At 62.6% G+C, this 12,761-nt stretch carries 12 protein-coding genes; 5 read left to right on the top strand and 7 right to left on the bottom strand.

The genetic code is table 11. From position 1 onward, the window contains the following. Window positions 1–37 precede the first annotated feature (37 nt). The 7 genes from J1G34_RS01295 to J1G34_RS01325 form a co-directional block, all read right to left on the bottom strand. Window positions 38–856, bottom strand: a complete 819-nt coding sequence (locus J1G34_RS01295) for a DUF4892 domain-containing protein (protein ID WP_065894801.1) — start codon at window positions 854–856, stop codon at window positions 38–40. 102 nt (window positions 857–958) lie between these two features. After that, window positions 959–1,813 (bottom strand): alpha/beta hydrolase, encoded by an 855-nt coding sequence (locus tag J1G34_RS01300; RefSeq protein ID WP_065894800.1) that lies wholly within the window; start codon window positions 1,811–1,813, stop codon window positions 959–961. Further along, a complete protein-coding gene (locus tag J1G34_RS01305) occupies window positions 1,810–2,613 on the bottom strand; it encodes an alpha/beta fold hydrolase (RefSeq protein ID WP_065896340.1) in 804 nt (267 codons plus the stop codon). The genes J1G34_RS01300 and J1G34_RS01305 overlap by 4 nt, the downstream gene beginning before the upstream one ends. A 97-nt stretch (window positions 2,614–2,710) precedes the next feature. Beyond that, window positions 2,711–3,154, bottom strand: a complete 444-nt coding sequence (locus J1G34_RS01310; protein ID WP_065894798.1) for a hotdog fold thioesterase — start codon at window positions 3,152–3,154, stop codon at window positions 2,711–2,713. A gap of 79 nt (window positions 3,155–3,233) precedes the next feature. After that, window positions 3,234–3,683: a phosphohistidine phosphatase SixA gene (gene sixA, locus J1G34_RS01315; protein WP_128875624.1), complete on the bottom strand. Its 450-nt coding sequence runs from the start codon at window positions 3,681–3,683 to the stop codon at window positions 3,234–3,236. Continuing rightward, complete coding sequence (locus tag J1G34_RS01320) at window positions 3,680–4,027, bottom strand: DUF4389 domain-containing protein (protein WP_065896341.1); 348 nt, start codon at window positions 4,025–4,027, stop codon at window positions 3,680–3,682. Before J1G34_RS01320 ends, sixA begins: the two co-directional genes overlap by 4 nt. Window positions 4,028–4,037: 10 nt before the next feature. After that, complete coding sequence (locus J1G34_RS01325; RefSeq protein WP_065884257.1) at window positions 4,038–5,063, bottom strand: NAD(P)H-dependent glycerol-3-phosphate dehydrogenase; 1,026 nt, start codon at window positions 5,061–5,063, stop codon at window positions 4,038–4,040. Between the two features lie 195 nt (window positions 5,064–5,258). Here J1G34_RS01325 and J1G34_RS01330 point away from each other — a divergent pair, with 195 nt between their 5' ends. From J1G34_RS01330 to fabB, 5 genes are all read left to right on the top strand, one after another. Next, window positions 5,259–7,391 (top strand): TonB-dependent receptor plug domain-containing protein, encoded by a 2,133-nt coding sequence (locus tag J1G34_RS01330; protein WP_122464274.1) that lies wholly within the window; start codon window positions 5,259–5,261, stop codon window positions 7,389–7,391. A gap of 1 nt (window position 7,392) precedes the next feature. Beyond that, window positions 7,393–8,322 (top strand): ABC transporter substrate-binding protein, encoded by a 930-nt coding sequence (locus J1G34_RS01335; RefSeq protein ID WP_065936892.1) that lies wholly within the window; start codon window positions 7,393–7,395, stop codon window positions 8,320–8,322. Continuing rightward, window positions 8,319–10,220, top strand: a complete 1,902-nt coding sequence (locus tag J1G34_RS01340; RefSeq protein ID WP_065896344.1) for an ATP-binding protein — start codon at window positions 8,319–8,321, stop codon at window positions 10,218–10,220. Before J1G34_RS01335 ends, J1G34_RS01340 begins: the two co-directional genes overlap by 4 nt. A 249-nt stretch (window positions 10,221–10,469) precedes the next feature. After that, window positions 10,470–10,985, top strand: a complete 516-nt coding sequence (gene fabA / locus J1G34_RS01345; RefSeq protein WP_003210552.1) for a 3-hydroxyacyl-[acyl-carrier-protein] dehydratase FabA — start codon at window positions 10,470–10,472, stop codon at window positions 10,983–10,985. 11 nt (window positions 10,986–10,996) lie between these two features. After that, a complete protein-coding gene (fabB, locus tag J1G34_RS01350; protein WP_065884250.1) occupies window positions 10,997–12,217 on the top strand; it encodes a beta-ketoacyl-ACP synthase I in 1,221 nt (406 codons plus the stop codon). Window positions 12,218–12,761 lie beyond the last annotated feature (544 nt).

Here is a 12,761-nt window from a genome sequence, read left to right on the forward strand (position 1 = left end):
CTTAGGCGAACGGCGCGGGTCCGTTCGCCCAGTGACGTTAGCGTATCAGACGCACGTGCAGGCCCTCGGCGTCACCCGGACTGTTTTCCAGGCGTGCGGCGCGCACACCGTTGTCGATCAGCCCCTGGCGCCAGGCTTCGGCATTGGGACCGGACAGGCTGACACGCAAGGTGGTGTCGAGGTTCAACCCCCTGGAGATCAACGTCAGCCACGTGTCATCAGGCTCGGCACCGAGGGTGGGGAAGTCCAGCTCACCGGTGCTTTTCAACTCACGCAACAACGTTGCCGAGGTGGGCAGAAGACTCCCCAGCGGCGTGCTGGCGTCCATCTGCTCGACATGCAGATAGGCGCGGCGATTGCCACGGGTGATGCCGTACAGCGCCACCAGCGTATTGTCCTGCGGAGCCGCCAGACGTAAAAGCAGGTATTCCTGCTGGCCGTCGGCCCCTACCAGCTTGGCATTGCCGAACACTTCGTTGGCCCACAGGCTGCTTTCGCCACAATCGCGGGCCTGGCACCAGAACAGCAGCTGCGCGCCCTTGGCCTGCAAGGCTTCGCGGGTGGCGGTAAAGGCGGCACTGGAGCTGTGTTCGGCAGGAAGTTCGTAGGTGATCGCGGTGGTTTGACCGCGTGCGGTGGCCTGGCCTTCGGAACGCAATTGGCCGCTGATCTTGCGGATCGCGCCCATGGGGTAGATGCGTTCGCGGTCTTCAGCGGGGCGATAGTCGACGATCTGCGCGTCCACCTGGCGGGCAATGGCCGGCAAGTCCTGGCTTCCCGGCACATCGGCGGCGAACACGAGCGGGCTGAAGCAGCACAGCCCAACGGCACGTAAACATCCTTTACCCAGGCTCATCGGATCACTGAGCCGTGGCCATGGAGGGTCGCAGCGGTTTGAAGATGGTGCATGGTTGACTCCCTTTCAATCCGCCCAGCCTCGGCAGTTGACCGCGTCAAGTCAAGGCGTGGAGAAGAACCGATTGAAACAGTCTGCAACAAGAACCGCACCGGGCTCGTCATTCAGGTGCAAATGATGACCACCCGGCAGCGTCGTAACGGTAAAGGGCAGCCGTGAAAGCAATTCGGGATGTTTCGCCACCATACCGTCAGCCGCCACCACCAACTGCGTAGGGCAACTCACTCGTCGTACGAAAGCCATGGCTTGTTCGTCGGTCAGGCGCATCGGTGATGCCAGGGTCAGGCGACTGTCGCTGCGCCAGGTATAGCCGCCCGGCACCGGCATCAAACCGCGCTGGGCCAGCAGTTCTGCGGCTTCGCGGCTGACCGCGACCACGCCATGCATGCGCGCCTCGACCGCCCGGTCCAGGCTGGCATACACCGGTTTGCGCTTGCCTTGCAGGCTCAGTTGCGCCTGCAAGGCCATGCCCAGCCGTTCGGCTGCGTTCTCGCCGCCGGCGGTCGGCGGGATCACGCCGTCGATCAATCCAAGATGCGTCACGCGCTCCGGTAACGCCCCGGCGAGCACCAGGGAGACGATGGCGCCCAGGGAATGGCCAAGTAATGCAAAACGTTGCCAGCCCAGTTGCTCGGCCACTTGCACTACATCGTGCACGTAATCCCACAAGGCATAACCGGCCCCCGCCGGACGATGGGCCGAGTGCCCGTGGCCGGCCATATCCAGCGCAACAATGCGTAAACCCTGGAGCTTGGGCGCCAGGCGCGCAAAGCTGTTGGCGTTGTCCAGCCAGCCATGCAGGGCAATGACCGGCAAACCGTCTTCAGGTCCAAATAGATGCGCGGCCAACTCGATATGCGGCAGGCTCAGGCGTACTTCTTCCACCGGCGTACTCATGCGCAGCTGCGCTCACGGGCCTGCCAGCGGGAAAACAGCTGTTTGATCAACATGGCGGTGTCCTGGGGTCGCTCGAGGGGGAACATATGGCCTCCGGGCATGGTGAGCATTTCACCCATGGGCAGGCGACCTACGCCGCTGGCATGATGGCGCATAACCACACGGCTTTGACGGCCGCGCACCACGGCCAGCGGTACTTTCAACTGGCGCACCTGGCCGGGGCTGGTGTGAGGCACGCCTCGATAGATGCTGATTTCAGTCGCCGGGTCAAAACGCAAGCGCAGGCGGTCGCCCATTTGCTGCAGGCCATGTTGCAGATACGCCTCAAAGCACTCGGGGTCGAAACTGCGAAACAGGGTCTTGCCGGCGAAGTAGGCACGCGCGGCGTCCAGGTCGCTGAATTCCTCGCGGCGGCCCAGGGTGCGTCCGGCCGGGGTCAGGCGGTCGATGAAGCCAAAGCGCTTGGCGGCGCGAATCACCCAGCGATCCGCGCGGGTCAGCACCGGCGAGTCCAGCATCACCACGCCACGGTACAGCTGCGGGCAGCGCATCGCGGCATGCAAATGCAACACTCCGCCCAGGGAATGGCCGACGCCCCATACCGGCTCCGGTTGCTGCTGCAGATGATGGATCAGTTCATCCACCAGGTTCTGCCAGTTGTCGTCCACCGGAAACCTGGGGTCATGGCCGTGCTGCGGCAGATGCGCCACTGCATACTCCGGGGCCAGGGCGTCGAACAATTTGCCGTAGGTGGCCGACGGAAAGCCATTGGCGTGGGCGAAAAATACAGGCTGCGACATACCGGCTCGCTCTACAGGAACAGACCTCGATTGTCCCCATGCCCGGCCCCTACGGCAATGACCGTAACCGCCAGGAATGATGACACTCACGCCATGCCTATCGCGCCGGTGGCTGCTCGCCCAGCGGCACCACGGCCACGGTCAGGCGCGAAACGCAACTGGCCTTGCCCTCGTCATTGGTCAGGCGGATGTCCCACACTTGGGTCGTGCGGCCAATGTGGATGGCCTTGGCCACCGCCGTTACTCGCCCGCTGCGCACGCCGCGCAGGTGATTGGCGTTGACCTCCAGGCCCACGCAATAGAATTTGCTGGCATCGACGCACAGGTAGGCCGCCATGGAGCCGACGCTTTCGGCCAGCACCACGGAGGCGCCGCCATGCAGCAGGCCGTAGGGCTGATGGGTACGGTGGTCGACCACCATGCTGGCGGTGAGGGATTGGTCGTCGAAGCTTTCGAAGCGAATGTCCAGCAATTCACCGATGGTGTTTTTCTGACTCGCATTGAGGTGTTCGATATTCGGTTGCGTGCGCCACAGGCTCATAGGGGTGTCCTTATTGGTTTTATTACGACCCTAATCCTGCCACAAAACAGCGCGCGCGCGCACAACCTGTCGATATCACCTACGGGTTTTTCACGCTGACCAGGCTCATCAGCCCGGCCAGCGGGAAATCCCCTTCCAATTCCGCCAGGCTGGCGGTGTGCATCGGTTCTGGCTGGCGCTGATGACCATGCTGCGCAACGCTGATCAGGCCACCCACCAATGGCTGATGGCTGACCAGCAGCACGTTGTCATCGCTGTCGAGTTTTTCCAGCACCTGCAACGGATTGCCCTCCGGCGTCAGCCACGGCACCGTGCGAATGTCCGGCTCAAAGCCCAGCGCCTCGCGCACCAGTTGCGCCGTCTGCTGCGCACGCACATAGGGGCTGGCGATAATGGCGCCGAGCGGCTGGCCGATCAGATGCGCAGCGCTGCGCAACACTTCGGCCTTGCCGTGCGCGGTCAGGTTGCGCTCGGGGTCGGTGCGAGCGTGTGCCTCGGCTTCACCGTGGCGCAGAATCCACAGCTTCATAGCTTGGGCTCTTCGTCACGCACCGGGTGCGGTGCCGGCGGCACGCTGTGAGCGGCTTCGCCTTCCGGTGCACGCGGGGTTGGCCAATCGGCAAACGGCCAGGGTTTTTGCTCGGTGTGGAAGCTGCCGAAGCGACCGATCTGCGCCAGGAACTGGCTGAGGCTGTCGCCGAAGTTCATCAGGCCCAGGTTCGGCGCGCCGTAGATCAGTCGGTAGATCAGTTGCACAATCACCAACGCGCCGAGCAGGAACTGCGCCACCTGCCACACCAGGGCAAACACCAGCATCCACAGGATGCGCAGCACAATGGACTCATACTTGGGGGCTGCTTTTGAATCGTTCATGCCGCGTTCCTCAGTTGAAACCGCTGGTGGAAATAAAGTCGACATCGGTTTTCGGCTCGGCGCGCATCAGCAGCTCGATGACCTGGCTCAAGGTGCGTCCTTCGAACAGGATCGCGTGCAGCCCGGCCACCAGCGGCATATACACACCGACTTCCTGGGCCTTGGCTTTCAGCACTTTGAGGGTGTTGACCCCTTCGGCCACTTCGCCCAGGCGTGTCACCGCCTCTTCCAGGCTCAACCCCTGGCCCAGCGCGAAACCGACTTGATAGTTACGGCTCTTGGGCGACGAGCAGGTGACGATCAGATCGCCGACGCCCGCCAGGCCCAGGAACGTCATCGGGTTGGCGCCCTGATTCACGGCGAAACGGGTCATTTCTGCCAGGGCGCGGGTAATCAGCATGCTCTTGGTGTTTTCGCCCATCTCCAGGGCCACCGCCATGCCGGCGATGATGGCATAGACGTTCTTCAACGCACCGCCCAGCTCGACGCCAAAGCGATCGCCACTGGCGTAGACACGAAAGGTACGGCCATGCAGCACCGCCTGGACGCGCTCGCACAGCGCCTCATCCTCACTGGCGATCACCGTGGCGGTCAGCGCATGCTCGGCCACTTCCCGCGCCAGGTTCGGCCCGGACAGCACGCCGATGCGCGCCTGGGGTGCGATCTCTGCGAGGATTTCGCTCATCAGCTTGAACGTCTGCGCCTCGATGCCCTTGGTCAGGCTGACCAGCAGCTTGCCCGCCAGACGTTCGGCGTGGGGCGCCAGCACCGAGCGCAAGGCGCTGGAGGGCAGCGCGACAAAGCACAGGTCGCAGTCGGCAAGGGTTGCCAGCAGATCGGTCACGGGCTCGACCGCCGGATGAATCTTGATGCCTTTGAGGTAACGCGGGTTTTCGCGGTGCACGCGAATGGCCTCGGCCTGCTCGGGATCGCGCATCCACTGGCGTACCGCGTGGCCATTTTCAGCCAGCAGGTTAGCCACGGCGGTACCAAAACTTCCGCCTCCCAGGACCGCAATAGGGCGCTGTTCAGTCATATGCAATCCGTTAATCCATACCAGTGGCGATGGCGGCATTATACGGGGCGACCCGCTTGCGGCCAGCCCCCGTGTGAATTCGTGCGCCTGTCGGAAAATGCCACACTTGAGTGAAGTAATTGCAAGTCTCACGACTGGCAAAATGCCTGACCTCAGTTAACATGGGCGGCTATCCGCAATTATCAAGGCCGTGCCGTGTATCCGGGCCCTCCTCTCCGCTCATCCCTGCCATTGATGCTGCCCCTGGTGCTTGCGTGCAGCGCCAGTGCGTCGGCAGACGACCTGTTTCTCGACAGCCAGCCGCTGCCGCAGGTATTGACCGCCACCCGCCTCAAGCAATCGGCCGCCGCCGTTCCCGGCAGCATGACCGTGATCGACAGCGAATTGATCAAGGCCAGCGGCGCGCGTGACATTGCCGAGCTGTTACGCCTGGTGCCCGGGATGATGGTCGGCTACACCACCGGCAATCAGGCCGCGGTGAACTACCACGGCACCAGCGCCAGCGATGCACGGCGCATGCAGGTATTGATCGACGGGCGCTCGGTGTATCGCGCAGGCCTGGCCACGGTGGACTGGAGCGATATTCCGGTCGCCATGGAAGACATTGAGCGTATCGAGGTGTTTCGTGGCCCCAATACCGTCAGCTACGGCGCCAATGCGCTGATGGCGGTGGTCAATATCCTCACCCGCTCACCGGCCAACAGCCAGGGCACGCGGGTAAAGGTCATCCGGGGTGAACGCGGGATCAACGATGTCTATGCCAGCCAGGGCGTGGGCTGGGAAACCGGCGATCTGCGCCTGTCGCTGTCAGGGCAGCAGGACGATGGTTTCGACCGCGATGCCGTCGGCGCCGACCGCCGCGACAGCCGCCGCCTCAGCCGTTTCAGCCTGGCCGTCAGCCAGACGTTGAATGCGCAACAGAGCATCGACTGGCAACTGAATGCCAAGGAGGGGACCAATCAGCGCCCCTACACCTACACTCCGGTATTCGCCGGGATTACCGAGGGCGGTACCAATTCCGACGTCAACGCCAGGGACTACGCCGGTTCGATGCGCTGGAACTTCGACTTCAACCCCGAACACAGCCTGTATATCCAGGGGTCGGCCCAGCAATGGGACCGTCGGCAGATCTGGAAAGCCTGTGACGCCAAGGTCTCGTTCAGCCCCGAATTGACTCGGTTGTGGCAACTCAACCCCAACTACGCCGAACGGCTGGCGCGACACATGGATACCTTCAGCCAGGGCAGCGCCCCGCCCGGCAACGCTGCTGAACAGGCGCTCGGCAACCAGGTACTGGACCAGTGGCGCAACGGCGCCAACCAGAGCGTGTGCGGCGATATCGACCAAAGTGCCACGGAAAGCCGCTACGACGTGGAGCTGCAAGACACCCTCAGCCTCTCCGACAGCCTGCGCCTGGTCAGCGGGATGAATTACCGCTACGACCGCGCCGACTCCGACACCTACTTCAACGGGACGCTGGACGACACCACCTGGCGCCTGTTCGGCCACCTGGAATGGCGGGCCAGCGAACACTGGCTGCTGCAAGGCGGCGCGATGTACGAAGACACCCACTTGAGCGGCAACTCGCTGACGCCGCGCGTGGCGGTCAACTACCTGATCAACCCGCGCCACGGCCTGCGGGCGGTGTACTCCGAGGCGATCCGTTCGCCGGACATGTTCGAGAACAACGTCAACTGGAGCTATCGCGTCACCAACCTCAGCTCGCCGGTCTACGGGCAGAATTCCGGGCAATATTTTGTGGTGACACGCGGCCCCGGCAATCTTGATAAAGAGTTGATGCGCTCGCGCGAACTGGGCTACAACGGCTTCTTTGCCGACCTCGGATTGAATGTCGATGTGAAGCTCTTCTACGACGAAATCACCGACATGATCAGTTCGCCGTTGCGCAACAATCAATACATCGCCAGCAACGCCAACAGCTCGCGCTTTACCGGTGCCGAATCACAGTTCGACTGGCGCGTCAGCGACGCCGACCGCCTGCGCCTGACCTATGCTTACGTCGATGCGAGCGCCAGCAACCCGCTGGACAAGACGCAGACCGCACGCAACAGCGGCTCGGCCGGCTGGTTGCGTGAATGGGGCCACGGCTGGTCGAGCGCCTTGTTCTATTACGGCGACGACGCACTCAACGAGTATCGCTTCGAACGGGTCGACCTGCGGGTCGCCAAGCGTATTGCCCTGGGCAAGACCAATGTGGAGCTGGCCGGCATGCTGCAACAACGCCTCGACAACCAGCCGACCACCTGGCCCGACAACAATTACGACCATCGCCATGTGCTCTATTTCAGCGCGCAGCTAGAGTTCTGACATGGGCGATCAGTCACGGATGACCCTCCCTCTTGTTTCACGGCTGTGGCGGCGCGCCTTGCTGCTGGTGTGCGTGCTGTTCACCCCCCCGGTGTGGAGCGCCGACATCCTGCTGACCGCCGCCGAGGACAGTGCCGGTGTCCAGGGGTTTACCCAGGCCCTCGCCCGGCAGCGCCCCGAAGACCATGTCACCTTCACCCTGCTTGCAGATTTGCCGGCGCCGAGCCAGTTGCCCACCACTACCCGCCTGATCCTGCTGGACCTGCCCGGCCTCGACTGGCGCTTGCAGGATAGCCAGGGGCCACCGACCCTGGTGCTGCGCATCAGCCGCCTGCAAGCTCACCAGCGCCTGGGCAACGCGCGCCCGGCCAGAATCAGCCTGCTGTGGAGCGACCCGCCGCTGGCGCGCCAGTTGCGCCTGATCGCCAGCATCTTGCCCCAGGCCCGGCGGATCGGCGTGCTTTACGGCGCCGACAGCCAATTCCTGCTGCCTGAGCTTGACCGGTACGCCGCGCCACTGGGCCTGGAAATCGTGCGCCAACGCTGGGACAACACCAACGACAGCCGCACCCTGCAAACCCTGTTCAAGAACAGTGATGTGCTGCTGGGCCTGGACGACCCGCAACTGTACAACCCGAAAACCGCCAAGAACCTGTTACTGAGCAGCTATGCCCAGCAATTGCCGCTGATAGGGCCCAATGCCGGGTTTGTCCGCGCAGGCAGCCTGGCCAGCACCTACAGCGACCAGTCCGACTGGCTCGCCGTACTTGATCGCCTGCTCGACCACCCGCCGGCCAACTGGCCGCGCACGCTGTACCCGCAACACTTCAAAGTGGTAGGCAACCCGCAAGTCGCACGCTCACTGGGCATCGAACAGGTCGACGAAGCTGCCGTCGCCGCCCGCCTGGCCGAAGGAGATGAACGCCCATGACCTTGCGCCGTCGCTGGGACATCAACACCCGCACCCAACTCATCACCCTGGGGCCTGCGCTGCTGCTGACCTTACTGTTGATCAGCTTCTTTACCTTCGTGCGTATCCAGGACTTGCGCCAGGAGCTGGACCACACCGGCCAGTTGATCGCCAACCAACTGGCGCCTGCCACCGAATACGGCGTTATTTCCGGCAACAACGATGTGCTCGATGCCTTGCTGCGCGCGACGCTGGCCACGCCCCACGTGCGCTTCCTGGAGATCCAGGACAGCGCCGAGAACATTCTGGTGTACGTCGAGCAGCCGTCGGAGAAGCACGACCGTTCACTCTCGGTAAAAGTGTTCCAGGCGCCGATCCGCCTGCAGCATATCCAGCTGGGCAATGATTTCTTCCAGGACAACCTCAACGAACCCAAGGCGCCGCGAGCGGACTACCTGGGCCGGGTGATTGTCGGTATGTCCAATGACGCGTTCAGTCAGCGCCAGCAGGAAATCCTGTTCAAGGCCGGCATTCTGGCGCTGTTCGCCCTGCTGTTTACCTTCCTGCTGGCGCGACGCCTGGCCGCCAGCCTGTCGCAACCGATCAGCGCCATGGGGCATGCGGTGAAGGCCATCCAGCAGGGCGACTACAAGACGCCGCTGCCGATTGTCGACGACTCCGAACTGGGCGACCTGGCACGGCACATCAATAACCTGGCCGCGGGCCTCAATCAGGCCAGCCGCGAACAGCAGCAGGCCATGGCGCAGTTGATCCAGACCCGCGAGGAAGCCGAGCGGGCGAACAATGCCAAGTCCGAATTCCTGGCGATGATGAGCCATGAGCTGCGCACGCCGATGAACGGTGTGCTGGGCATGCTGCAACTGCTGGAAACCACCGAGATGACCGAAGAGCAGGCCGAATACGCGGCGCTGGCCTCCGAGTCCACCGAGCACCTGCTCAAAGTCATCAACGACATCCTCGACTTCTCGCGCATCGAACGAGCCGCGCTGGAGCTGGAACATATTGCCTTCAACCTGGCCGACCTGATCAGCAGTTGCGCCCAAGCGTTCCAGCACAGCGCGCAGCAGCGTGAGCTGGCCCTGGAGCTGTCGATTCCCTCGGGCATGGAGGCCCTGCGGGTGTGCGGTGACCCGACCCGTATCCGGCAGATCCTGGTAAACCTGATCGGCAACGCCTTGAAGTTCACCGAGCACGGTACCGTGCACGTGGAGGCCCACTGGCAAACCCTGGACCATGAACTGGTGTGGTTCACCTGCACCGTGCGCGACAGCGGTATCGGTATTTGCGCCGAGCGTCTGGAACTGATGTTCGATGCGTTCCAGCAGGCCGACAGCTCCATTTCAAGACGTTACGGAGGCACCGGCCTCGGCCTGCCGATCGCCCGCACCCTGGCCGAACGCATGGGCGGCACCCTGCGCGCCCAAAGCGAAGAGGGCCGGGGCTCGGTGTTCACCCTGGAAATTCCGTTGGCCATCGATCAGCAAAGCCTGCCCGCCATCGCCCCGGACGCCGTGGGCAAGACCAGTGCCGGCGACGGGCGGCACATACTGCTGGTGGAAGACAACCCGGTTAACCGCACCGTGGTCGAAGCCATGCTGCGCAGCCTGGGTTTTGAAGTCAGCCTGGCCACCGATGGCGCCGAGGCGATCCGCAGCGCCGAAAGCCTGATCTTTACCGCGATCCTGATGGACTGCCGCCTGCCATTGATCGACGGCTACGAGGCCACCCGGCAAATTCGCCGACTGCCGGGCTGCGCCGATTTACCGATTATCGCCCTGACCGCCAACGCCTTGCAGGGCGACCGCGAAGCCTGTCTTGCAGCCGGAATGAACGATTACCTGGCCAAACCGTTCAAACGCACGGATTTGCAGCAAATCCTCCAGCGCTGGGTGCACTAGCAGTCGTGGCTAAGCCAACTCCGACTGGCGTGGAGGACGAAAGTGCGGCAGTCTTAGGCACCCGAACGGGCCGATAAACAGGTCCGGTTTAACATTTCAGTGAACAAGTGTACATTGAGTACCTTGACGCTGTGACTTTCACTACAACGCAATAGTCTATGTGTAGGCTGCCGCTATGAGGCATGAACGCTTCATCCGGTTCGGGAAGATTTGCCCTACCCTGCCGCATGGGATTATTGAGGAGCTCGCATGACCAAACAAAACGCCTTTACCCGGGAAGACCTGCTGCGCTGCAGTCGCGGTGAGCTGTTCGGCCCAGGTAACGCGCAACTGCCCGCCCCGAACATGCTGATGGTGGATCGCATCACCCATATCAGCGAAGAAGGTGGCAAGTACGGCAAAGGTGAATTGGTCGCCGAGCTGGATATCACCCCTGACCTGTGGTTCTTTGCCTGCCACTTCGAAGGCGATCCGGTGATGCCGGGCTGCCTGGGCCTTGATGCCATGTGGCAACTCGTCGGCTTCTACCTGGGCTGGCAAGGCCTGCCGGGCCGCGGTCGCGCCCTGGGTTCGGGCGAAGTGAAGTTCTTTGGCCAGGTCCTGCCGACCGCCAAGAAAGTCACCTACAACATTCAAATCAAGCGCGTCCTCAAGGGCAAGCTGAACCTGGCCATCGCCGACGGTTCGGTGACTGTCGACGGTCGCGAGATCTATACTGCCGAAGGCCTTCGGGTCGGCGTATTCACTTCCACTGACAACTTTTAAGGGTTATCCGCATGCGCCGCGTCGTTATCACTGGTCTGGGCATCGTTTCTTGCCTGGGCAATGACAAAGAGACCGTCACCGCTAACCTGCGTGCAAGTCGCCCTGGCATCCGTTTCAACCCGGAATATGCCGAAATGGGTCTGCGTAGCCAGGTTTCCGGCTCCATTGACCTGCCCCTCGAAGAACTGATCGATCGCAAGATCTATCGCTTCGTCGGCCACGCTGCCGCCTACGCCTACCTGGCCATGAAAGACGCAATCGCCGACTCCGGCCTGAGCGAAGACCAGGTGTCGAACGTACGTACCGGCCTGATCGCCGGCTCCGGCGGCGCATCCACCCTGAACCAGATGGAAGCGCTGGACATCCTGCGCGAAAAAGGCGTGAAACGCGTTGGTCCGTACCGTGTAACGCGGACCATGGGCAGCACCGTTTCGGCGTGCCTGGCCACGCCGTTCGCGATCAAGGGTGTGAACTACTCGATCTCCTCCGCCTGCGCCACCAGCGCCCATTGCATCGGGACTGCCGTTGAGCAGATCCAATTGGGCAAGCAGGACATCGTATTCGCCGGCGGCGGTGAAGAAGAACACTGGAGCCAGTCGTTCCTGTTCGACGCCATGGGCGCGCTGTCCACCCAGTACAACGAAACCCCGGAAAAGGCCTCCCGTGCCTACGACGCCAAGCGTGACGGTTTCGTCATCGCCGGCGGTGGCGGCATGGTGGTGGTCGAGGAGCTGGAACACGCTCTGGCCCGTGGCGCGAAAATCTACGCGGAAATCGTTGGCTACGGCGCGACGTCCGACGGCTACGACATGGTTGCGCCAAGCGGTGAAGGCGCCATCCGTTGCATGCAGATGGCCATGTCCACCGTGGATACCCCGATCGACTACCTGAACACCCACGGCACTTCGACTCCGGTCGGCGATGCCAAGGAGATGGAAGGCGTGCGTGCGGTATTCGGTGACAACGCGCCGAAAATCAGCTCCACCAAGAGCCTGTCGGGTCACTCCCTGGGCGCCGCCGGCGTTCACGAAGCGATCTACTGCCTGCTGATGATGGAAGGCAACTTCATGGCCGGCTCGGCCAACATCGACGAGATCGACCCGGTCGTCGCCGATATGCCGATCCTGACCAAGACCGTTGAAGATGTGAAAATCGACACCGTGATGAGCAACAGCTTCGGCTTTGGTGGCACCAACGCCACCCTGGTGCTGAAACGCTGGCAGGGCAAGTAAGGCCTGGCGCTTGAGCGATGAAAAGCCCCGACTGGTTCGGGGCTTTTTTATGGGCGATTGAATGAGACCGAGTCACGTGCATCGGGGCAAGTCGAGCCGGCGCACCGCGCCTCTCACATTTGGCCGAGCTGGCCTGGAGAATGCGGTCGAATGTGGGAGGGGGCTTGCCCCCGATGACGGCCTCTGGACCGACCAGGATGCCGGATCAGACCGAGTACATATCCGTTTCTGCGGTCACGGCCACTTAGGGTTCCGCCCTTACGGCGGCTCACTTTTGAAAAGCGCAAAAGTAAGCAAAACGCTCTTGCCCCACCACTCGGCACCTCGCCTAGGCTCGGTGTGCCCGAACGCAGGCTTGAATCCGTGGGCCGCCGCAATGGGCCATCCCTGGCCCAGTGCGGCTAACCCGGCGTCCTGCAGGGTTACCCACGGATTCAAGCCTGCGTTCGGCCAGCGTGGTTTAACGGGGCGCCTAAGATCAAAAGCAGATCAAGATCAAGAGCAGCTCGCTTCGCATCGTGGTTTGCGTTGGGTGTTACACAGT

The organism is Pseudomonas sp. Wu6 (genome assembly GCF_019891515.1).
Taxonomy (GTDB): Bacteria; Pseudomonadota; Gammaproteobacteria; order Pseudomonadales; family Pseudomonadaceae; genus Aquipseudomonas; species Aquipseudomonas orientalis_A.